Below are 22,002 nucleotides of genomic sequence, written 5' to 3'. Positions count from 1 at the left end.
CTACCAATTAAATAAATAATTGATAAGCTGCTTTTCGTGTGTTTAAATTGTTCTACTCTACACGGGGCTTAATCACCACGTGTGTAGGATGCAACGTACTTTTCTCGTTTGTCCTCATCGAATTCCTTTTCACTCTTAGCAATAATGATCGTTGCTAGTGAATTACCGACAACGTTTACTGCGGTACGTCCCATATCTACGAGACGGTCGATACCAGCGATGAAGGTCAATCCCTGCATTGGCACACCTATCGTTGATACTGTGGCTAGTAGCACAACAAATGAGGCTCCTGGTACTCCGGCCATCCCCTTAGATGTTAACATCAAAACTACCACAAGGGTAATTTGTTGCCCTAAACTCAAGTGAATATTGTAGGCTTGAGCTAAAAATAAAGCTGCTAAAGATTGATAGATTGCTGAACCATCAAGGTTAAAAGTATAGCCAGTCGGAATAACGAAAGAAACGATTCCTTTTGATGCACCATACTTTTGCATTTTTTCCATCATCTTAGGCAAAGCTGCTTCTGAACTAGCAGTTGTAAAAGCTAAGGTAACTTCATTTTCAATAATTCGAAACATTTCATAAAATCTCACATGGAACAAATGTCCCACTCCGGCCATAACGACAAAGACGAAAAACGCCATTGTTGCATAGGCAATCACAATGAATAATAACAATGGTTTAAGGGAACCAAAACCCATTTCTCCAACCGTGACACCAATTAAAGCACAGACACCAATTGGAGCTAGTCGCATGACCCAATTAGTTACTTTAAACATAACATTGGCAACGGCGTTTAAAACATCAGTGATGATCTTACCTTGCTTGCCAATTGAGGCTGTTCCTAATCCGAACAATACGGAGAAGAAGATAATTGGTAACATATCACCTTTTCCAAGTGATTCAAAGATATTGGTTGGAATGATACTCATTAGGATCGACCAAATACCCGAATGTTTGGCGTTCTTTGCTGTCGCTGTATATTGACTAATATCCGAACCTTTTAGACTATGAATGTCAATATAGGTACCGGGATGAGTAACATTAGCAACAATAATACCGATAATAATCGCTATTGTTGTCATAATTTCGAAATAAACTAGCGTCTTCAGACCGATTCGACCAAGTTTTTTGATATCACCCATATTTGCAATCCCAACTGTCAAACAGGAAATGACAATTGGTAAAACAATCATCTGAATCATTGAGATAAACATCGTCCCAATGTTCTGCATTACTTGAATAGCGGCCTTATTTTGATAAAATAGCTGTCCTAGGACAATACCTAAAATCAGACCGATTATAATTTGCCAACCGAGGCTGACACGAAAAAACTTTCGTCGTTGCACTTTTCTTACCCCTTTGTCGATAACATAGTTCTAATTATAGAAGATTTTTTTGGAAAAATGAAATAGATAGCGGTTCCAAGTTAGAAACTTTCTTAAAACGTTATCAGACACGAACATTTCTAGGCGTGACACTTATTTTTGTTCTATATTTGATTAAATTTTCCACAAAAAAATACGGAACATCCGGTTTTTTCAAACGGACATTTCGTATTATGACAATCTGTATTAATTATTTTTAATCTTCTCCAGATTCGGAAGCGATAATATCGAGGTCGCCATCTAACTTCCAGCTATCAACTGTAGCAGGAACAATCAAATGGACACCTTTCTTCAAATCATAATCTTTGCCATCAACGGTGATCTTACCAGAGCCATTGATAACTGATATCAAAGTATACTTACCAATTTGGTGGTGCAATTCAACTGGTTCTTTGATTTCCCAGTGATATACAGAGAAGAATGGTGAGACTGGTGGTTGAACAAAGGTAGTAAACTTGTTCTTACCAACTTCTTTTGATTCGATGTTTAGTTTTGGATCTTTGTGTGGCACGGCAATTGTGTCTTCTGATTGTTTGATGTGAAGATCACGTTTCTTACCAGTTGTCTTGTCAACACGATCATAGTCGTACAAGCGATAAGTTGTGTCACTACTTTGTTGAGTTTCCAAAGCCATGATACCTTTATTCAAGGCATGAACTGTTCCACTTGGTACATAGTAGAATTCACCAGTCTTAACGGGAACCTTTCTCAAAAGATGATCCCAGTCGCCTGATTCGATCATTTTATCAAGTTCAGCTTTGTTCTTAGCATTGTGACCATAAATCAAGTATGAACCTGGTTCAGCATCGATGATGTACCAGCATTCTGTCTTACCTAATTCATGTTCGTGCTTTTCGGCATATTCGTTGTCGGGATGAACTTGAACTGACAAACTAGCTTCGGCATCCAAAATCTTTGTTAGAAGTGGGAAAACTTTGCCCTTTGGATTACCGAATAGTTCTTTGTGACTCTTCCACAAATCGTTAACGTATTGACCAGCAAATTCACCGTTTTGGACTTTAGTTGGTCCGTTTGGATGTCCTGAAATAGCCCAGCATTCACCGATAGTTCCATCAGGAATGTTGTAATCAAACTTAGTTTCTAGCTTTCTTCCACCCCAAATCTTTTCGTGGAATACTGGCTCAAGAAATAATGGTTCACTCATAATGTAATTTCCCCCAAAAAATTATTATTATTTTATTCTTGCTCTTGGTCCTCTGTTTATGACTTATCACGGTCTAAGAAGAAGATCAGTGTTTGTAACTCATTCGCCAAATCAACATAATGAACTCGAATGCTGCTTGGAACGTTGATGATAACTGGCGTGAAGTTTAATACCCCACGAACTCCAGCATCGGCCAACAAGTCAGCTGTCGTTTGGGCCGCATTTGAAGAAACAGTTAAAATGCAGACGTCAATCTGTTGTAAATGGAGTTGTTCCTTTAATTCACTAATGTCGTAAACCGGAACTCCACTCTTAACTGTGCCAACAATTTCCTTATTTATATCAAAAGCTGCGGCAATTCGAACATTATTCGTCCGAGAAAAGTTATAATTTAATAAGGCGTTACCTAAATTACCTACACCAATTAAGGCTACGTTGGTACGCTTATCTTGATTCAAGAGCTTCTTAAAGAAAGCTACTAAATCGTTAACATCGTAGCCATAACCACGTTTTCCTAGTGCTCCTAGATATGAGAAGTCACGTCTAATTGTAGCACTATCTATCTTAACCCCTTCGGATAATTCTCCAGAAGAGATTTTTTTTGTACCTTCATCCTTTAAAAATTGGAAGTACCGATAATATATTGGTAAACGCTTTATTGTTGCGTTTGGAACTGTTGTTTTTGTCATAATTTACCACCATATGTGTGTCATTTCACTAACATTTATACTAAATAAAAATCCATAAAAACGCAATACGTTAAACCTATAAAGACATAAATTATTAAATAATGATAAAATTGTGAATACGTAAAGGAGTTTCAAATGATTTTATTACAAGCACAGAATATCACAAAAAATTTTGGTACGAAGCGCCTCTTTGAAAATGTTAGCTTCGAAGTCCAAGACAACAGCCGTATTGGCTTAGTTGGACGTAATGGAGTTGGAAAATCCACTCTTTTAAAAATTATTTCCGACCAAGAAAGTTACACTAGCGGAAATATTGCCCTGAAAAAAGATACCAATATCGGTTATCTGGCTCAGGATTCCGGCTTAAATAGTGAAAATAAAATTTTCGATGAGATGGAAAAAGTTTTTGACTATTTAAAAGTTCAAGAAAAAAAGATGCGTGCTCTTGAGGAAAAGCTCGCTAATCCAAATGTTCAAGACTACGACGACATCTTAAAACAATATGACCAATTGCAAAATACCTTCCGTTCGGAAAATGGTTATGGTTATCAATCCGAAATTCGCAGTGTCCTCAAAGGATTTGGCTTTGATGAAGACGTTTGGCAAGACCAAATTTCAACTCTTTCTGGTGGTGAACGTTCACGTTTGGCAATGGCGAAGATGCTTTTGGAACATCACGACATTTTGCTACTAGATGAACCAACTAACCATCTGGACATCAACACCGTCGAGTGGCTGGAAGGTTATTTGAAGAACTATCGCGGAGCCTTGGTCATCGTTTCCCATGATCAGTACTTCTTGGACAAAGTAGTTACCGAAATCGTCGAAATCAACCATCACTCTTCCACGCATTACTCTGGTAACTATACTTTCTACTTACAAGAAAAGAAGAAAAATCAAGAAGTTGCTTGGAAACATTATGAAGAGCAACAAGCCGAGATCAAGAAAACCGAAGAATACATTCAAAAAAATATCGTCCGCGCTTCAACAACCAAGATGGCTCAAAGCCGTCGGAAGAAACTCGAACATATGGATGTTTTAGACCGACCTGACAGTGACCAAGGATCCGTTCATTTTAACTTCCAAATTGATAAGGAAAGTGGCAACGACGTTTTAAATGTCAGTGACGCCGCTATCGGCTATGACGACCAGATCATGTCAGAGCCCATCAACTTAGACGTTAAAAAAGGCGAACGTGTCGGTATTATCGGTCCTAACGGAATTGGTAAATCAACCTTTCTAAAGTCAATTTTGGGCCAGATTCCCTTCATTAAAGGGCAATCACGCTTCGGGGCCAACGTACAAGTCGGCTACTACGACCAAAACCTCAACAACCTCGATCCTAAAAAAGATGTCCTTCACGAAATTTGGGATCTCTACCCTCGCCTAGATGAGCAAGTCATCCGTAACATGCTGGGAGCTTTCCTATTCAGTGGCGACGATGTTCTAAAACCAGTTGTCGGCCTCTCTGGTGGTGAAAAAGCTCGTTTGACGTTAACTAAACTAGCGATGGAACACGATAACTTCTTAGTAATGGACGAACCGACTAACCATTTGGATATCGACAGTAAGGAAGTCCTAGAAGATGCCTTAAAGAGCTTTGAAGGGACCGTCCTGTTCGTTTCCCATGATCGTTACCTGCTGAACACACTAGCCGATAGAATCGTTGACATCGGCTCTCATGGCAGTAAAATCTATCTTGGTGACTACGACTACTATTTGGAGAAGACAACCGACAAACCAGTCGAAGAAGTCGCTCAAAAGAATGTCGTTAGTGAAAAGAAAGTCGAATACCAACAATCTAAGGAACAACAAAAACAAGAACGTAAACTACGTCGTGAAGTTGAAAGCCTAGAGAAACAAATTTCTGACCTAGAAGACAAGAATTCAGCTATCCAAAAAGAAATGACCAAAGAAGAGAATTTAACTTCTTATAGCAAGTTAGCTGATCTACAAAAAGAACTCGACGAAAACAAGCAACAACAAGATAAAATCGAAGAACAATGGACTGAGAAATCAATTGAATTAGAAGATTTTACTGATTAATAACACTTTAAATGCCGTCTTCCACACAAGCCCTGGTTCTATACTTGATTTCACTTGATTCAAAAAATAATAAAGCTGTATTAATGCGAAATATCATTAGCAAAATTTTTTAATTTTATAACCGAACTAAAATAAATATATACTAAAAAAGCTGTACTAATGAAAAAATATCATTGGTCAGCTTTTTTATTTATCTCCAATCAAACCAAGAAAAAATCATAACAAACTCGGACCATGAACTGATCTAACGGATAATTTGAATGGACGCACCATACTCTTCTTAGAATTTACAAAACAATTGCAAAGAATAGGATTCAGTCTGGAGCAACAGCTCTGGGAAATGCTCAGCCGTGAAATTTTTGTTAATGCTTTAGCATTTACAAAAAGGCCAATCTTGAAGATTGCGCGCACTTTGCGTAAGCTTCAAGTTGTGCCCACAGCGTTCCAGTCATTTCCCAGATGTTGTGTAAGACGGCATCTAAACACCAAACAAACAAAAGAAGTACCTCATACCCTACTCTTTTTCGTTGATTAAACATAATTAATTTGATAACTTAGTTGAAAAGACTTTAAAGAGGAAAAATTGAAAATAAAACAAGAAAATTTTTTAGTGAGATTCATTAAAGGGGTTATTATTGCTTTAGGTTTCATCCTACCGGGGGTTTCAGGTGGCGTGTTAGCTGCTATTATGGGGATTTATGAACGAATGTTGAGCTTCATGGCTCACGTCCGACAAAATTTCAAACGGGATTTTCTCTACTTCTTACCAATTGGTCTAGGTGGCATTGTCGGAATTGGTCTACTTTCAAAACCACTTGATTTTCTATTGCAACACTATCAAGTAATCGTTTTATGGGGCTTTGCTGGGACGATTATTGGGACGATGCCAACTTTATTGCGTGAATCTACTTCTAAATCTTCACGAGACAAAATTGATATTGCTTGGTTCTTAGGAATCTTAATTGGTGGCGGTTTGTTCCTATTTTTCATGAGTGAAATCTTTGGAACCATTCCGGCCAATTTCTTAGGATTCGTGATTGCTGGAGCGTTAATTGCTTTGGGTGTCTTGGTTCCCGGCTTGAGTCCATCCAACTTGTTGATCATCTTAGGATTGTACTCACCTATGCTCAAAGGTTTCAAATCTTTTGACCCAATGGTCTTCATCCCGATTGCGATTGGTGGAATCATCTCAATGTTAGTTTTTTCCAAAGCTATGGAGAAGTTGATTCAAAATCATCATTCACGCGTCTACCATTTCATCTTAGGAATTGTTTTGGCTAGTACGATTTTGATTTTGGTTCCAAATCCATATCAAAATGACGGCATTTCCTATGCTGGTGTGAGTGGATCAATCATTATTTTAAGTATCATTTTCTTCATCTTAGGGTGCGGTTTAGCTCTTTGGATGAGTAAATTAGAAGAGAAATATAAATAGCGTTGGGATTTTCTCCCAGCGCTATTTTTGTAAGTATTTATTTCTAATTTTATAAGACGGCTTTACTTTATCATCGTTAATGACTTTGATTGAATCTGAATATTTATGTTCAAAAGCTGACGTCGTTTTGAGATTACTATTAGAAAATCCCAATAATTTTTGATAATGCAAGACTTCATTTTTAGTAAAGCCATTCTCCGACAACAGACCAAGAATCGGAAAACTCTGCGTCTCATTAGCAACAAAACGCATGATATTACAGAAGTCTCGGCGACCATCTTGAAGATCAGGATTAGCTACGTAACCATAAATTGCCGGATTTGCCATCAACAAATCATCACCCCGCTGCATGCCACTAAACCAAGTTAAATTCCACATAAAGTTCATATTGTCATAACTCAACTTATACCAGGACTCATTTTCGTTTGTCGCAAAAACATCATTATCTGATTCAAAAATAATGACAGAATAATTATAAAGTTTTGTGTCACGCGAAAAAGATACGTTAGTAAACGGAATAAACAAATGATCAATGTCAATATTAGCATCCACAACCTTCAAACGTTCAATAATATGCATCTTCAGTTGTGTGGACGTTGTATTTCTAGTTGGATCCAGCTCCAAATTAGGAATCATAAATTTGCCTTGATCATTATTGACCCCTTTTGTGTAGATAGCATCCGTCCTTTTATCATACTTTAAAATTACGTACGAAATGGTAGTTCTATTTTCCATCAATTACACCTCCCATTATTTTTAACACAGTTGGGCCGATTTATTAATCCTTTTTTGAATTTAATTGCAAATCGTACACAAAAAACCTCAAATCAATTTCAATTTGAGGTTTTTTTACTGTTTCTAAATCTTTAAGGGTACAAAAACGATTTAGTGTGCTTTCTCTGACTGTGTTTTGTTTTACTGTTTCTAAATCTTTAAGGGTACAAAAACTGTCTAATGCCTTCTGAGCGTTCACATTGTGTTTTACTGTTTCTAAATCTTTAAGGGTACAAAAACTAATAGTGAAGCAGGAATAACTATCAACGGGTTTTACTGTTTCTAAATCTTTAAGGGTACAAAAACTCTAAGTGTATCTAGGTCGATTGTCGATGGGTTTTACTGTTTCTAAATCTTTAAGGGTACAAAAACCACCTCATAACCGTACAAAATAGCTTCTAAGTTTTACTGTTTCTAAATCTTTAAGGGTACAAAAACTTTCGGGCTCCATGCTTCTGTAGACTTTATGTTTTACTGTTTCTAAATCTTTAAGGGTACAAAAACACGTAGCGGAAGCTGCTGGGCAATTAGGAAGTTTTACTGTTTCTAAATCTTTAAGGGTACAAAAACACGTAGCGGAAGCTGCTGGGCAATTAGGAAGTTTTACTGTTTCTAAATCTTTAAGGGTACAAAAACGATAAGTATCGGCGTACACCATAGCATTAGGTTTTACTGTTTCTAAATCTTTAAGGGTACAAAAACTGTTCCATTAATTCAGTTTCATAAAAAGTCGTTTTACTGTTTCTAAATCTTTAAGGGTACAAAAACGCATTTCATCTACGAGATCCCATTTAACAGGTTTTACTGTTTCTAAATCTTTAAGGGTACAAAAACTATTGTCCACGTCAATGAACACCTTTAAATGTTTTACTGTTTCTAAATCTTTAAGGGTACAAAAACACTTGCTAATTCTTGAGTTAGTTCAATAATGTTTTACTGTTTCTAAATCTTTAAGGGTACAAAAACTGATGATTGTCGGATTCGTAACTGCACTAGGTTTTACTGTTTCTAAATCTTTAAGGGTACAAAAACGTTACCTTTGAAGATTCGTCAAGGCGACACGTTTTACTGTTTCTAAATCTTTAAGGGTACAAAAACTCACATCTTTGAATACTTTAGCCATAAATAGTTTTACTGTTTCTAAATCTTTAAGGGTACAAAAACCGTTCGCATTTCCTTTATCTTCCATAATTAGTTTTACTGTTTCTAAATCTTTAAGGGTACAAAAACAGTTCAAGATTAACGGGGACGCAGACGAGCGTTTTACTGTTTCTAAATCTTTAAGGGTACAAAAACCTCAAATTAAAAAAATAACTAAATACCTAATTAATCTTTCAAGAATTTGGTTTCCGTACTATTGAGTAAATTACATTCTAAATTAAACGACGTCTCGTAACCTAAAACCTCATTTACTACTTTCAATAATACCAAATCTTTACTAGATATAAACATTTTTTTACTTGATCCAACAAGTGGAGCAATTCTCCTTATGGCATTTACTGTGTCTTCAGGACTCCAATAGAAATCAGATGGATAATGTAACTTTATGGTTTCTAGCAAATTCTCAAAAGGTAACATTTGGTGAAATTCGTCGGCTGCAATTACAATATTTTCGACATCATGCTCATTGATTGGAATATTCTCTAAGCTGTTGCCGATAACCATTAATTTCATATCGGATTCTGCTACCATCTTTTTTGCTTTCAAAACAAAATTGTACATCTCCTCAGCAGAAACAAAACTTTCTAAATTGTAAAGAATCAGCCAAACCGTACGCCCATCATTATCAAGTTTAAATTTAAGAAAATTCAAAAATTCATCTAACAAGGCTTCTGTATCCATGAATTCCAAAGGATAGATACTATTATCTAACTCATAATTTATCATCAAATTATTTTTCAATAAATCCAAATAGGTTTGTTCTTGAAAAGAAGCCTTTAGATTATTAGAATTCTTGTCCAAAGTATCTTGTAAACTCAGCTCTATCTTTAATAGCTCATCGTTCATTCTTTCCAAGTCATGATTGATTTCTATATTATCAGACTGACTATTCAGATAATCAAATAACAAGGAATTCTTTTTATAAATCATTTGATTATAAATACTTTCCCTACTGTTGATAAAGTAAGTTTCATTATTTTTAACCGACATAGCCTCATCATCAAAAGCGATTTCAATTTTGTCATCACCATAAATATTCGTCGACAATTGTGGAGCTCTATTGAAGTAATAGTATAAACTACGAAAAATTTTCCACATTTGCTTCTGATTGGGGCCAGTAATATATACTGATTCATCCAGATCAATATCTAAGAATTTTTGATTTTCTAACTCGATGCTCAACATCATATGACCACCAGCTCCTTGTTTCCAACTAATAATTCTTGTTTGCTTCTATTGCCGACAAGCACTTGCATATCGCCATATTGCTTCTCACTAACATATACTAATCTAACTTCACCATGCGGTGGTAAATAATTCTTTATATCATTTTCATATTTCTTAGCCGCCGCTCGATTTTGGACTGCTCGGCAATAAATTGAATACTGTAACATTGTAAAGCCATTCTTCAACAAGGACTTTCGAAAAATTCGATAATTGCGCTTTTCATTTGAAGTTTCCATGGGTAAATCAAACATACACATCACTCTCATATTTTGATATTTCATCCTTTTTCACCTATAAAATTATTTAACGTAATCTTTACTAACAAATCTGGATCAGTTTGCTCAATAGCTGTAACAAAACTATTAACGTATTCTTGCATGGAATTACTAATCGTCATTTTCTTATTATTGATGACAATCTTTTGATTCATAAATTCAATAATCTTCAGTCTTGATTCATAAGTCAAATAATCCTTATCACTTAGAGCAAACTCATTAACCCAATAATCCATCAATGGACGATATGGTTCCATTAAGTCGTCTGCCAGATTAAAGCTATTAAACTCATTACGATGAAATATGCCTAACATGGTTATCAAGCCATTTCCAACTACAATCCTAGCCATACTAGATCGAATAATCGCATATCCAAAATTCATCGCTCCATTAATTAGACAATCTTCATCCCTTGTAAACGACTTTCCATAAAGTGAATCAAAATAAACTTTGGCGACATGTCCTTCACGGTTAGTAGAATCCCCGATTTCCAGTCCATCAATCAAATCTTCTATCAATTCGATTCTGTTACTATCCACTCCGCAATATTTGATATAACCTAATTGATTATTCATTTTTTGACCAACTACGGCTTTCCAAAGTATACCTTTTTGTTCAGGAGTCCATCCTGCTTGGTTAATAACCCTTTTTGAACAATGATGGTATTGTCCGTACGGTAAATACATCCCGACGGGCAAATACTTATCATCACAAATTACTAGACCAACATTATTCTGACTTAACCTGGACATTAGCTTCGTCGTAATTTTAGTTCGATTTCCTTCCAAAACAACCATTGAGATATCACTTAATGGAATATAAACTTTATCCTCTTTTTTACGCACCTCCAAATTATCTAGCCTTAATCGTAATTCATCGCCTTCTTTGACATGGACAATTCTCCAAGCCATGATTTAACCTCCAAATTTTGATAAAAAAAACCACCTATTTTTTCAAATAGGTGGTAAATTCGGAATAAATCCTTATTTTTGTAGATCCTTAAAGATTTAGAAACAGTAAAACTAAAACTTTAAGCGAATGAATATTCAAACATATAAGGCGTCCCTTACAACTAAGATATTACCATATCAAGATGATTAATCAAGAATATCTTTTGGATTTTCTCCCTCTTTTTCAAGGTAATATGAATCACCTAAAATGTTTGTATTTACTTTCCAAATTTTACAATTTTTTGGTATAAGTTTCTTAATTAATCTTCCTTTTCCATACACTGGTAAAATCTGACTATTATCATATTCATATATGGGTTTTAATTCAGCATATCCTTTTTGCTTGTCCATCGTTCGTGACCAAAATAGCAATTCAACTGATTCATGAGTACCCAAATCCTCAACCTTAATCCGATCCTTACGATACAGACTGAACATGAATTCTGAAGTATCGGCTACACCTTCACGTTTTTTTATCTCTAAATACTTAGCTTTCTTAATACCGTATCCTTCACCTTTATTGAACTTCAAATCTGAATATTTGATACCCATAATTTCATATTCATTGGTCTCGTGGTTAAAGTAGACATCTGTCCGCCAAGGTTTCAAGGATTGTAAAACAACATGCTTGTCTTTGGCGGTTTTTGGCGTGATATCGATATGCGAGCCGAGCTTCTTGTCTAAATATTTAAGTTGTTTAATTACTGGACCGTTATTCTTTTTCGCATATTTTTGAACCATGCCATGGTCGAGTCGATAACTTTCAAATGGACTAATGTCAAACACTTTATATTTGCCATTTGCTTGTTCGACTTCTCTCTTATTTGGATAATTATTCATTATCTCAACTAGCTTGGCAAAACTTCTTGGATCATATTTGGCTAATAAAAACTTTGTTTCGTCTTTATCACAAAGAGCCTTAAATTTCTTATAGCCATCGACACTATAAATATCTTTGATTTTACCTACGACATACTCAGATTCCTGTTTATCTTTTGCTAATTGACCTTTTCTCGTTGAATAAATCGTCGCATCACTGACTTTTCGATTCATCTTTTTATCAACTTGATGAGAAAACTTGATTCTGTCGTCCGCATTATTTAACTCAGTGAAGAAACCAGCATAAGGCTCACTGTACATCGTCTTATTAAAATCATTATCATCTAAAATTTCACCAGTAGTAATATCAATTGATGACTCACCAACGTTTTTAGGAAAAATAGTGCTGCCTTTTTTCCACATATTCAAAAATGGTGTTGCAGCAATAATCGAAGCATCAATGGCGTGATGATGGAAAGTATCACGTGTCTTATTAATGTTCCAGTGTTTCCGCATATTGGAAGTGAATTTTCCACGAATAACCGTCACTTTGGTTCCATCATTCTTTTCTTTGAAGAATTCTTGCAAACTATTTAAAACAACTCTAGAAGAATATCTTGTATCAACTAAATTACGAGTGATGAATCTTTTTCTAGTATCGATATCATTGACATTTTCTTCAAACAAATAATTATCACGTTTAGCTTTATTGTAGTTTTTATTCTTTAAAATTATTGCTTTGAACTTTGCAAAACCGACGCCGTGCCCCTCATTCAGAAATTCAAACGGAGTTTTTTTGTCTTTTATCTGATTCATGTTTGCATAACAAAGGGTTTTATTATTTAGACTATCGTCAAAAGAAATCGACTGTGGAATAATGTGGTCAATTTCAAATTCATCTGGATGACTTAGAAGATTTTCTGGCTTGATTACCTCACCACAATAAGGATCTATCCTATCTTGTAAATACCACAATCGAATTTCAGTTTGTAACTTATGATTGCCATATAAAGCAGCCTTAACCTTTTTTTCATTCCCAATAGCATCCACAAAAGTTATATATGCCTTATCCTTTTGTCGCTTATTTTCCTTTTGGAATTTTTTAATTTGATCTTTTTCTTCATCCAAATTCCTATCTCGAGGCATTTCCACAACTAAGTAATCAATTTTGCCATACTTTTTTAGTACTACATTTACAATTTTTAAAGCTTCACGAACCGCTTTTGATGCAACCGGATTAAAAATATCATTAGCAATTTCTCGATAAGGTAAATACTTATTATTCTCAAAACGATGTTGATTTTTCTTAACCAAACCCAGTTCATTCAAAAGTGTCATCTGCTCAACTGGACGTTCTTCCATAATCGGAATCAATTCTTGCATTGTTTTAACTGAGAAACGATGCCATTTATGATTAGTATTAATTTTGAAGCTGGCTTTATGATCAATGATAAATTGGATTAAATCGTCAGTTAAAAATTCAAATTCCGGTTGCAAGCGATTTTTCAGTTGCTTTCTAATTTCACCATTTTCAGTGTTAAGTGTCACAATAAAGCTCAAACGGTCGAGGAATTCTACCGGCCAATCCGAAACATCAACTCCATCAGCCAAAAAATCTTTATGAACTTTTCGATAAATACTCATCGAACTTATCTCAGGTTTGTCCTTATCATCAACTCGGAAGCCCTTAATATCACTCTCTTCACAACCAGTAACCTTTTTAATCAAATTCATCATTCGAATCGTTTTAACACTAGTTTTCAATTCATGAATAATGGCCTGCTTGTTTTCAGCTGTGAGTTTCTGATCCTCTAAACTAAGAATTCGCAAGTTATTCAAATCATTCAACAAATTAAACAACTGCGCCGTATACGAAGCACTCGAGGCCCGCAATTCCTCAGGATGAACTTTGTCATGACCAATTAGCTCTTCAAATAAATTATCAAGTGTTCGCCCATCAGTTTTATAAATGCCGTAATCCGTCCGTGATAATTCATTTCCGGGACCTTCAAAGTAGCCTCTTTTACGGGTCAAAATTTGTGAGTACTGTTCAGAGAATTCACTCGTCAAAATTTCCGGATAAAATTGTTTTTGCTCTTCAATAATCTGCTTAGCTTCTTTTTCATAAGCACTAGTTGGAAATACATTTAGTAAAACAGTCTGTTCATCATCTTCTCCAACCACAACTTTTCCACGAACTGCCCCATATTCTTGCAGTCTTTGCAATTGAATTTGAGCTGGAGTCATCTTCTTTAACTCATCACTATTGATTTTCAAGCTCTTTGAATAGTCATTGCCACTATCTTCATCCACGTCAGCATCTTTCAATGCGTAACTAATTCCACGGTGCTTAATGATTTGATACAAAGCATAGGCCAATTCAGCTTTAGATAACTGCCCACTCAATCCTTTGACCCGGATCTCATAAGGATTCCAATTTTGATTAAACTCTGAATCAAATTTAGAATCTTCAGCTATTAATCCAGATTCCTTAAATAGCTTCACAACATCCATTCGTCTTTGACGATTACGATTCAAACGCCTTCTAGCGCCACGCATACCTCGGCGTGTTTGATTTTCTTCAGCAATTTTGGCATTAAAGAGTCGTGAACCCAGCTCAACAATTTTTGCTTGATCAATATTCAAAACACTAAAACCAACTGAAGCAACTCCGATATCCAAACCTAAACTAATTCTATCTGCCATCTTTACATCCCCTAAGGTAACTTAATAAGTACTAGTTATTTACTTCACTAGTTTGACTATAGCATATTTTAAACACTCAAAATATCAAAAAAGGCACCTATAAATAAATAGGTGTCCGTCACTAAAACTATATTTATTAAAAGTCCAAACTAGGGTCAGCGTTCAAATCTAAATCAGCAAAATCGCCTTTATCATATTGAATTTGGGCCATTGCGCCAATCATTGCAGCGTTGTCCCCACAAAGACGAAGTGGAGGAAAGACTAGCTCCATATCCAAATTACGTTCCTTGATTTCTTGTGCCAAGCGTTTTCTCAAACCTTGGTTAGCGGAAACTCCTCCACCGACGATCAATTGCTTCACTGGGTGTTGTTTCAAAGCTTTGAAAGTCTTGTTACTTAAAATATCTAAAACAGCCCCTTGAAAACTTGCTGCTAGATCATTTTTATTGAGTTCTTCGTGAACTTGATCAGCGTGGTGAACTCGATTGATGAAGGCACTCTTTAATCCACTGAAACTGAAATCTAGATTGTCTTCTTGAACCATGGCACGTGGAAAATCAAAGGTATCCTTACCAATTGCTGCCATTTGGTCAACTTTTTTACCGGCTGGATAATTGATGCCAAGAATTCGACCAATCTTATCATAGGCTTCTCCGACGGCGTCATCTCTAGTGTCACCAAGCGTCTGGAAAACTCCAGGGGCGGTAACCAAAACTATTTCAGTGTGACCACCAGATACCAAGAGTGACATGAATGGATATTGTAAATCAGTTACAATATTTGCTGAATAAATGTGTCCTGCCAAATGGTTAACTTTGATCAATGGCAAATTATGGGCAAAAGCGACTGTCTTAGCAGCCATGATACCGATCAATAGTGAACCGACAAGTCCTGGTCCATAAGTTACGGCAACGGCATCCAAATCTTGATAACCAACTTTAGCCTCTTCTAATGCCAAATTGATACAGTGAGTGATTTCTTCAACGTGATGACGGCTGGCAACTTCTGGTACTACACCTCCAAAACGTTGATGACTCTTAATTTGTGTTGCAATTATATTTGATAATATTTCGTTTCCATTTTTAATAACTGCGACAGATGTCTCATCACAACTACTTTCAAATGACATGATTAATGTATCTTTTTTCAAAATAATCTCCTTAAAGGTCAACCATCATTTCTAAAGCGTCGTGATGATTTCTAAAATAATACCGTTTATGAACTGTTTTGACTTTGAACCCGAAGGCTTTGTATAAAGCAATGGCTGAATCGTTAGTTACATCGACTTCGAGTGACATTTTTTTAAAATTACGTTTTCGACAATAATGAAAGGCTTGATTCAAAAGAAGATGACCTATTCCTAATTTTTGAAATTCACTATGAACCGCCAAATTAGTAATGTGTGATTCGACCTTATCACTTAAAGAGATGCCAATGAAGGCAACTACTCCCTTTTTATTTTCCAATGACAAATAGAGCGCATTCTTATTGCCAATTTCCATTTTCACAATATCGATAGGCCATGGTACAGGAATAGGATAAATGGTTTCTTGAATTCGCATATATTCAATGGCATCTTGGCGAACAGCTTTACGCAAAGTGTATTCTTGTCCGTCAATGGTAACTAACTGCTTATCAAAATCAAATTTTTCCGTTTTACTACCTAAAATATTTTTAAACTTCTTCAACATAGGAAACATTCTTGTCTTCCTTATTACCTTTAGCATACCAGTCATGTTCCGCTTGTGTGAGGCGCAAATATGTTGGGATAAAGTTATCAATATCCTTAACCGCTGGTGTCGTCTCTGCAATTTTACTTAATTTAGCAGCATCTGGCAACGAATCCTCAGTAGAAATAATTGAAGCTTTGGGAAAATGATTTTGAATTAACTCGGCTAATCTTGGTGTGGCATTGATGAATTCTAATTCTTGTGATTCATACTGCTCCAAAGTCTCAAATAAATTTTTCATTGAAGTATGGTGGTCACTGATCACAGTTAATAAACGACCATCCCGATTGTTAACGTAAACTCCAGCAAAGGCGTTGTCGTTTCTAGCATCCATCAAAGGAACTAACAGATGCTTCTTATCACCATTAGTGGCTAATAATTTCAAACTAGAAACACCGACTAATTTTTTATTCAAAGTATCGGCTAAAACTTTCGCAACCGTAACAGCAATCCTGACACCGGTATAAGAACCTGGTCCCTTAGCGACCGCAATCAAGTCAATATCATCGACTGTCAAATTGGATTGTTCTAAACCTTTTTTTATGTCTGGCAAAAGAGAAACACTGTGGGTCTTTTTTTCAGTAGATTCAATATGTGCTAAAACTTTACCATCATCAACTACTGCAACGGATAATGGCTTATTAGATGTATCAAATGCTAATATTTTCATAATAATCCCTCATTCTTAATAGAATTATTTTAACACATAATTTTTATGCAAAAAAAAAATCGACCTATAGGCCGATTTTATTAAATTTTGAATTATCAATCCATTTAAGAACGATATACAAAAGTCCTGTTTGATAAACCAAACTGAATGCCTCTTTGGCAAGTCTTGGTACCAATAAAGTCATGACCGGTAAATTGGTCATCATCTGAATCCACAAGGTATTCATTGCAGTATTAACAATTACCGTAATCAATAACACGGTGATGAACGTTCTGAGAACTGTTACTTTGTGGTTGTGTAACATGTACCCGTAAATCAAACCTGCCACAAGTGCTGACAAGGTGAAACCAAAGAAGAAACTACTACCTGAAGCTAAAACTGTGTGACCGATAATATCAGCCAAAACATTAGCAATGGCGGCTTTGTAAGGTCCAAAATAATAACCCATCAAAGCAATCGCAATAAAACTAAAACCTACCTTCAGGGTGTTGCTACCAATCGATAACTTTCCTAAAACCATTTGTAAAGCTATCAACAGTGCCATCCACGTAACTTCTTGAACACTAATTACCTTTGTTCTACTGTTGTTCATAATTCGACATCTCCCAAACGGAGCTGCCACCGCATATAAAAGAGGCCTATATAAAGTGGCGAATGCGGAAACAAGATCGCGAGTTTACTCTTTGTCCGATGTTCACATTCCGTTCCATCAGCACTTAACGCCTTGAATCCTACTCCAAATATTTTTTAGTACCTCAATATAGTAGCACAAATAATTTTGGTTACAAGTGATTAGTTTGGATTTTATTTATCTTCCCATTCAAATTGAGCTGTAACGTTCAACACGTCACCATCTTTAATCCAATGAATAGATTTATTATTCGTATTATCAAATTTTGCATAGGCAACTGGTTGACTGTCCAAATTCAATTCTTTTTCATATTTAATATCCATGCTCTTAATACGATGACTAGCAATAAAATCGGTATCAAGTGTATCGATCATCCAATCGAAATAATATGAATTATTAACATGTTTATTAACATCGATGTTGTAGTAACCAATATGTTGTGGTTGCTTGAAATCATAATCATCTGGAATTTTGATGCGATTGAACCGTTGAATCCGGTTAACTTCTTCAGCACCGAATTTATTATCCAAACGGTCTGCTGCCCCAACGATTTTCCGTTCTTTAATATCGATCAAAACAAAGGCACTTTGAGCTTTAGCCAAGACGTTTCCATCCAAATCTTCAACCCAGAAATTGCGGTAAAAGAAATATTTGTTATAACTCGTTGCTTGCGTCGTCACTTTCAACTTTTGACCTAAGGTAGGCATTTGTAAGATGTCCAAATGATATTGAACCACTACCCAACCTAAGCCGTTATTTTCAACCATCTCAGTACTATCAACGTCTGCTTGATGTAACTGCTTTTCGGATGTCAACAACATGATATCGATCAAAGCTGATAAACGAATATCGCCAGTGAAATTTACAAAATAATATGGTACTTCTGTTTCAATTGAAAAGGTTTCTTTAGTCACTTTTCTTCTCCAATTCCATGATAAAGGTTATACACAGCTTGTTTCTTCAAGCCATTAGTCAAGGCAACTTCTTTGATGGCCTTGTTAGGTTTCTTGCCAGAGGCAATCAAGTTATCCACCGCTGAAATCAAATCTTGATCAGAACTTGCCGCAACTTCTTCTTCAGGTTTTCCGGCAATTATCAAAACATACTCACCTTTAGGGTCATTGTCTTCATAATAGGCAGCAATGTCTTTCAAACTTCCCCGTAAAAAGGCTTCGTGAATCTTAGTTAATTCTCGGGCTAAAGCAATCTGGCGGTCATCCCCGAATCGTTCGATCAAGTCTTGAATCGTCTTCTTAACCCGATAAGGTGATTCATAAACGATCGTAGTTTCAGAACGTTGGGCCAAATCGACTAAGGCTTGTGTTCTTTCCTTACCTTTTCGAGGTAAAAAGCCATAGAAGTAAAATGGCTGTGGTTCGATTCCTGAAGCAATCAAAGCGGTGATTGAAGCCGTAGCACCTGGTAGCGGAATGACTGGAATCTCTTCTTTAATGGCCGCTTTAACTAGTTCCTTACCTGGATCACTAATTGAAGGAGCTCCAGCGTCACTAACTTGAGCAATTTTTAAACCGTCATTCATTTTTTCTATTAATTCTGGAATACGTTGAGCAGTATTATGCTCATGGAAACTTATTAATTCTGTTGGTATTTCAAAATGATTTAATAAATTTTTGGTATTACGAGTATCCTCTGCCGCAACCAAATCTGCTTCTTTTAAAGTGTTAACAGCTCGAAAAGTCATGTCTTCTAAATTACCAATTGGTGTTGGCACTAAAAAAAGGCAGCCCTTCGAATTTTCAACAAAACTTTTTTGTTCCTTCATTCAAATAGCTCCCCTTACTTTTTAACTTTTTTATTCTTCTTCCAGTTCGTCCCGTACAAAACATTCATACAGAATAAACATTCCTCATCATTATCACGATGAGATCCGTAGTACTGTTGGCAAACGTGAAATCCTTTGCGATAAAGTTTTTCCAAATTCAATCGCGAATCAGACAACGCATTGCCATTAAAATCCTTTTCCTCATAGCCAACTTTTTCTAAGTGTTTCCGAAGATTTTGGTTCTCTAACTTAATTTCCTCGTTTTTCTCCAAAGTATCGGACAGTTCCTCTTTCAATAGAGAAACCTTTTTACTTATATCATTTAGTTGATTTGTGATTGTTTCAAATTCATCATATAAATCCTTCTCTGACATGATTTCACCTACTAATCCACAAATTTTAATGACAAATCTTCTAAAATAGCTTGAAAAGATACATTACTTTTCCACATCTGTTCGGCTGTGAATAAGTCATCAGACATCCCAACAATCTTTTGTATTCCCTTGTTGGCAAGTAAATCCTCAGTCGTCAATGTTGATTTTTCTAAATTGTACCTAACTGATAATATATCACTAAAAATCTGATTCAACATGTCGAAAACCAAATGTTGCTGGTTTTTATTCTCTACTAAAGGCATGATATCAGTCTGTATATCAATAAAACTATTTATTTTTTGATTATTAATTTCTCTCAACCAGTTGGTGATTGCCGACAACATCGACTGATATTTATCACCGGTAATGCTGTCCAAATATTTAATATCCGTGAATTTCAAAGCCTTCTGAGCTTGCGGTACTTTGAAACCGACTTTCACCAAACTGTTGATTTCATCTTCGTTACTCTTATTCGACAAATGAAAAATCTGCACTCGTGATTGAATCGTTGGCAACAGCTGTTTAGCCGAATCCGCCAACAAAATAATCATCAAGTTACCTTCAGGTTCTTCAATCGTTTTCAACAAATTATTACTAGCTGCGTTAGTCATCTTCTCAGCTTCATCGATGATCAAAATTCGCCTTTTCCCCTGAGTGGCAGTCATATTGGCTTCTTTTTTGAAAAACTTGATATCGTCGACACCAATACTCTGCTTCTCGGTCTCCACTTCTAGGACGTCGGGATTATCGCCCAAGGCAATCGTGTTACATTTTTGGCAAGTTTGATCCGGTGCGCCGTCTTGTAAGTTATCACAAAACTGACTCTGAGCTAACCAAATTGCTACCTGTTGGCGAATTTTTGATGACGCGCTATCGATCAAATACGCATGCGATAACATATTTGAAGCAATTATCTTTTTAAATTCCGCAATTACTTTCGGTTGCTCATCTTGTATTTTCATTTTAGAATCTCACAAATTTTTCCACAGGTAAGATGAAGCAAGTTGCTCCTCCGACTTGAACTTGAATCGGTTCAGCCAAACTGCTGGCAGCTTCTGGCATCAAAAATGTTGGCGTAACGTATTGTGAACGGGTATGACAGTTCTTTCTAATAACTTCTAAGGCAATATCGACTTTTTCATCCTCGACACCAATGATAAAAGTACAGTTACCAGCCTTCAAAAAACCACCTGTAGATGGCAATTTAGTTGATCTGAAGCCGCCTTTGACTAATTTCTCTTGCAACACTTGACTGTCTTTATCTTGAACAATAGCTAAAATTACTTTCATGATTATTATTCTCCTTTGGCAAAAGTTTTCGGGAATCTCTTAACGATTATATCCAAAACATCTTTGACAACCTGTTCTGGACTTTGATTAGCGTTGACAGTTTTGATCCGGTCAGGATTGTCTTTAACAATTTCTTGATATGAATCATAAACTCTTTCATGGAAACTGAAAGCTGCCTTCTCGAGTCGATCCATTTGGCCTTCATGATCTTTTTTGATTCGCGACAAACCTATATCTGGCGTGATATCGAAATAAACTGTTAGATCAGGAAAATGGCCTTCAATAGCGAAGTTATTAATTTCAGCAACTTCCTTAGTTCCGATTTCTCGACCACCACCTTGATAGGCGATTGAACTATCAACAAAACGGTCACTAAGCATAACTTTGTCTTGTTTCAATGTTGGCAGGATAACATCAATCAAATGTTGGCGTCTAGCTGCCGCATACAACAAAGCTTCTGTTCGCGCATCCATTTCTTCATTTTCTTTTTCTAAAATTATTTTTCTAATTTTTTCTGAAATTGGGCTGCCACCTGGTTCTCTTGACAAGATAACTTCCTTGTCGGTTCTTTTCTGTAATAGTGGCATGAGTTTCTTTAACGCAGTAGTTTTGCCTGCTCCGTCTGGTCCTTCGAATGAAATAAATATTCCTGACATAAAATAATCGCTCCTAGATGATTACTACTATTTTACTTGAAATCGGTTATAAATGAAACTTCTTGAAGGTGGTAAATTGTATTTTTAGGTTTTGGTTAGTATGTCGTCCTCCGTACAAGTCCTGTGATTGGCTGGAATGCACTCGTCCTTGTCAAGTTGACATTTTCTTGGCTCAAATAATATAACTTTTTAAGCGACCTCACCCCAAAATTCTTCGTTGGTGAGGCCGTTTC

Annotated in this window: 20 protein-coding genes, 1 CRISPR repeat array and 1 riboswitch; of the genes, 2 read left to right on the top strand and 18 right to left on the bottom strand. The window is 36.0% G+C overall.

The features are described from left to right. Positions 1-68 precede the first annotated feature (68 nt). From EGT49_RS04795 to EGT49_RS04785, 3 genes are all read right to left on the bottom strand, one after another. The gene (locus tag EGT49_RS04795; RefSeq protein ID WP_135372050.1) at positions 69-1,349 is read right to left on the bottom strand and encodes a cation:dicarboxylate symporter family transporter; all 1,281 of its coding nucleotides are present in this window, start codon (positions 1,347-1,349) and stop codon (positions 69-71) included. 235 nt (positions 1,350-1,584) lie between these two features. Continuing rightward, positions 1,585-2,553: a mannose-6-phosphate isomerase, class I gene (manA, locus tag EGT49_RS04790; protein WP_135372048.1), complete on the bottom strand. Its 969-nt coding sequence runs from the start codon at positions 2,551-2,553 to the stop codon at positions 1,585-1,587. Positions 2,554-2,609: 56 nt separating this feature from the next. Further along, on the bottom strand, positions 2,610-3,242 hold the full coding sequence (locus tag EGT49_RS04785; protein ID WP_135372046.1) for a redox-sensing transcriptional repressor Rex: 633 nt from the start codon (positions 3,240-3,242) through the stop codon (positions 2,610-2,612). A 135-nt stretch (positions 3,243-3,377) separates the two neighbouring features. Here EGT49_RS04785 and EGT49_RS04780 point away from each other — a divergent pair, with 135 nt between their 5' ends. Together EGT49_RS04780 and EGT49_RS04775 are read left to right on the top strand one after the other, a co-directional pair. Then, positions 3,378-5,288: an ABC-F family ATP-binding cassette domain-containing protein gene (locus EGT49_RS04780; protein WP_135372044.1), complete on the top strand. Its 1,911-nt coding sequence runs from the start codon at positions 3,378-3,380 to the stop codon at positions 5,286-5,288. Between the two features lie 583 nt (positions 5,289-5,871). Further along, positions 5,872-6,723 carry a DUF368 domain-containing protein gene (locus EGT49_RS04775; protein WP_135372042.1) on the top strand — a complete coding sequence of 284 codons (852 nt, stop codon included), beginning with the start codon at positions 5,872-5,874 and terminating at the stop codon, positions 6,721-6,723. 21 nt (positions 6,724-6,744) lie between these two features. Here EGT49_RS04775 and EGT49_RS04770 read toward each other — a convergent pair whose 3' ends face one another. The 15 genes from EGT49_RS04770 to tmk all read right to left on the bottom strand — a co-directional run bounded on the left by EGT49_RS04770 (position 6,745) and on the right by tmk (position 21,769). Continuing rightward, a complete protein-coding gene (locus EGT49_RS04770; protein WP_135372040.1) occupies positions 6,745-7,458 on the bottom strand; it encodes a hypothetical protein in 714 nt (237 codons plus the stop codon). A 111-nt stretch (positions 7,459-7,569) separates the two neighbouring features. After that, positions 7,570-8,793: a CRISPR direct-repeat array (repeat unit 36 nt; unit sequence GTTTTACTGTTTCTAAATCTTTAAGGGTACAAAAAC). Positions 8,794-8,823: 30 nt separating this feature from the next. Then, positions 8,824-9,846, bottom strand: a complete 1,023-nt coding sequence (gene csn2-St, locus EGT49_RS04765; protein WP_135372038.1) for a CRISPR-associated protein Csn2-St — start codon at positions 9,844-9,846, stop codon at positions 8,824-8,826. Further along, positions 9,843-10,151, bottom strand: coding sequence for a CRISPR-associated endonuclease Cas2 (cas2, locus tag EGT49_RS04760; protein WP_135372151.1), 309 nt, complete (start codon positions 10,149-10,151; stop codon positions 9,843-9,845). Before cas2 ends, csn2-St begins: the two co-directional genes overlap by 4 nt. 11 nt (positions 10,152-10,162) lie before the next feature. Beyond that, a complete protein-coding gene (cas1, locus tag EGT49_RS04755; protein ID WP_135372036.1) occupies positions 10,163-11,071 on the bottom strand; it encodes a type II CRISPR-associated endonuclease Cas1 in 909 nt (302 codons plus the stop codon). Between the two features lie 186 nt (positions 11,072-11,257). Continuing rightward, a complete protein-coding gene (gene cas9, locus EGT49_RS04750) occupies positions 11,258-14,635 on the bottom strand; it encodes a type II CRISPR RNA-guided endonuclease Cas9 (RefSeq protein ID WP_135372034.1) in 3,378 nt (1,125 codons plus the stop codon). 136 nt (positions 14,636-14,771) lie between these two features. Then, positions 14,772-15,764: a tRNA (adenosine(37)-N6)-threonylcarbamoyltransferase complex transferase subunit TsaD gene (gene tsaD / locus EGT49_RS04745; protein WP_167849757.1), complete on the bottom strand. Its 993-nt coding sequence runs from the start codon at positions 15,762-15,764 to the stop codon at positions 14,772-14,774. A 31-nt stretch (positions 15,765-15,795) separates the two neighbouring features. Beyond that, positions 15,796-16,335: a ribosomal protein S18-alanine N-acetyltransferase gene (gene rimI / locus EGT49_RS04740; protein ID WP_135372030.1), complete on the bottom strand. Its 540-nt coding sequence runs from the start codon at positions 16,333-16,335 to the stop codon at positions 15,796-15,798. After that, positions 16,310-17,035 carry a tRNA (adenosine(37)-N6)-threonylcarbamoyltransferase complex dimerization subunit type 1 TsaB gene (gene tsaB, locus EGT49_RS04735; RefSeq protein ID WP_135372028.1) on the bottom strand — a complete coding sequence of 242 codons (726 nt, stop codon included), beginning with the start codon at positions 17,033-17,035 and terminating at the stop codon, positions 16,310-16,312. Before tsaB ends, rimI begins: the two co-directional genes overlap by 26 nt. Positions 17,036-17,099: 64 nt before the next feature. After that, positions 17,100-17,627 (bottom strand): folate family ECF transporter S component, encoded by a 528-nt coding sequence (locus EGT49_RS04730; RefSeq protein WP_135372026.1) that lies wholly within the window; start codon positions 17,625-17,627, stop codon positions 17,100-17,102. 54 nt (positions 17,628-17,681) lie between these two features. Next, a riboswitch (THF riboswitch) is annotated at positions 17,682-17,776 on the bottom strand. A gap of 63 nt (positions 17,777-17,839) precedes the next feature. Continuing rightward, entirely contained in the window at positions 17,840-18,580 is a 741-nt protein-coding gene (locus EGT49_RS04725) for an acyl-[acyl-carrier-protein] thioesterase (protein ID WP_135372024.1), read from the bottom strand. Continuing rightward, the gene (rsmI, locus tag EGT49_RS04720; RefSeq protein WP_135372022.1) at positions 18,577-19,449 is read right to left on the bottom strand and encodes a 16S rRNA (cytidine(1402)-2'-O)-methyltransferase; all 873 of its coding nucleotides are present in this window, start codon (positions 19,447-19,449) and stop codon (positions 18,577-18,579) included. Before rsmI ends, EGT49_RS04725 begins: the two co-directional genes overlap by 4 nt. 14 nt (positions 19,450-19,463) lie before the next feature. Further along, a complete protein-coding gene (locus EGT49_RS04715; protein WP_135372020.1) occupies positions 19,464-19,823 on the bottom strand; it encodes a DNA replication initiation control protein YabA in 360 nt (119 codons plus the stop codon). Between the two features lie 11 nt (positions 19,824-19,834). Then, positions 19,835-20,785 carry a DNA polymerase III subunit delta' gene (locus EGT49_RS04710; protein ID WP_135372019.1) on the bottom strand — a complete coding sequence of 317 codons (951 nt, stop codon included), beginning with the start codon at positions 20,783-20,785 and terminating at the stop codon, positions 19,835-19,837. Between the two features lies 1 nt (position 20,786). After that, complete coding sequence (locus tag EGT49_RS04705) at positions 20,787-21,113, bottom strand: cyclic-di-AMP receptor (protein ID WP_135372017.1); 327 nt, start codon at positions 21,111-21,113, stop codon at positions 20,787-20,789. A gap of 5 nt (positions 21,114-21,118) precedes the next feature. Then, positions 21,119-21,769, bottom strand: a complete 651-nt coding sequence (gene tmk, locus EGT49_RS04700) for a dTMP kinase (RefSeq protein WP_135372015.1) — start codon at positions 21,767-21,769, stop codon at positions 21,119-21,121. Positions 21,770-22,002: the final 233 nt, after the last annotated feature.

Source organism: Companilactobacillus suantsaicola (genome assembly GCF_004745525.1).
GTDB classification, from domain to species: domain Bacteria; phylum Bacillota; class Bacilli; order Lactobacillales; family Lactobacillaceae; genus Companilactobacillus; species Companilactobacillus suantsaicola.
This window is presented reverse-complemented; position numbering and strand designations above follow the sequence as displayed.

What these genes read in the sequence shown, in the direction of transcription:
- EGT49_RS04710 (WP_135372019.1), bottom strand. Translation starts at nt 20,785, where the DNA reads ATGAAAATACAAGATGAGCAACCGAAAGTAATTGCGGAATTTAAAAAG.
- EGT49_RS04770 (WP_135372040.1), bottom strand. Translation starts at nt 7,458, where the DNA reads ATGGAAAATAGAACTACCATTTCGTACGTAATTTTAAAGTATGATAAA.
- rsmI (WP_135372022.1), bottom strand. Translation starts at nt 19,449, where the DNA reads ATGAAGGAACAAAAAAGTTTTGTTGAAAATTCGAAGGGCTGCCTTTTT.
- EGT49_RS04705 (WP_135372017.1), bottom strand. Translation starts at nt 21,113, where the DNA reads ATGAAAGTAATTTTAGCTATTGTTCAAGATAAAGACAGTCAAGTGTTG.
- csn2-St (WP_135372038.1), bottom strand. Translation starts at nt 9,846, where the DNA reads ATGATGTTGAGCATCGAGTTAGAAAATCAAAAATTCTTAGATATTGAT.
- EGT49_RS04785 (WP_135372046.1), bottom strand. Translation starts at nt 3,242, where the DNA reads ATGACAAAAACAACAGTTCCAAACGCAACAATAAAGCGTTTACCAATA.
- tsaB (WP_135372028.1), bottom strand. Translation starts at nt 17,035, where the DNA reads ATGAAAATATTAGCATTTGATACATCTAATAAGCCATTATCCGTTGCA.
- cas1 (WP_135372036.1), bottom strand. Translation starts at nt 11,071, where the DNA reads ATGGCTTGGAGAATTGTCCATGTCAAAGAAGGCGATGAATTACGATTA.
- tmk (WP_135372015.1), bottom strand. Translation starts at nt 21,769, where the DNA reads ATGTCAGGAATATTTATTTCATTCGAAGGACCAGACGGAGCAGGCAAA.
- EGT49_RS04780 (WP_135372044.1), top strand. Translation starts at nt 3,378, where the DNA reads ATGATTTTATTACAAGCACAGAATATCACAAAAAATTTTGGTACGAAG.
- EGT49_RS04715 (WP_135372020.1), bottom strand. Translation starts at nt 19,823, where the DNA reads ATGTCAGAGAAGGATTTATATGATGAATTTGAAACAATCACAAATCAA.
- manA (WP_135372048.1), bottom strand. Translation starts at nt 2,553, where the DNA reads ATGAGTGAACCATTATTTCTTGAGCCAGTATTCCACGAAAAGATTTGG.
- cas2 (WP_135372151.1), bottom strand. Translation starts at nt 10,151, where the DNA reads ATGAGAGTGATGTGTATGTTTGATTTACCCATGGAAACTTCAAATGAA.
- EGT49_RS04730 (WP_135372026.1), bottom strand. Translation starts at nt 17,627, where the DNA reads ATGAACAACAGTAGAACAAAGGTAATTAGTGTTCAAGAAGTTACGTGG.
- rimI (WP_135372030.1), bottom strand. Translation starts at nt 16,335, where the DNA reads ATGTTTCCTATGTTGAAGAAGTTTAAAAATATTTTAGGTAGTAAAACG.
- cas9 (WP_135372034.1), bottom strand. Translation starts at nt 14,635, where the DNA reads ATGGCAGATAGAATTAGTTTAGGTTTGGATATCGGAGTTGCTTCAGTT.
- tsaD (WP_167849757.1), bottom strand. Translation starts at nt 15,764, where the DNA reads ATGTCATTTGAAAGTAGTTGTGATGAGACATCTGTCGCAGTTATTAAA.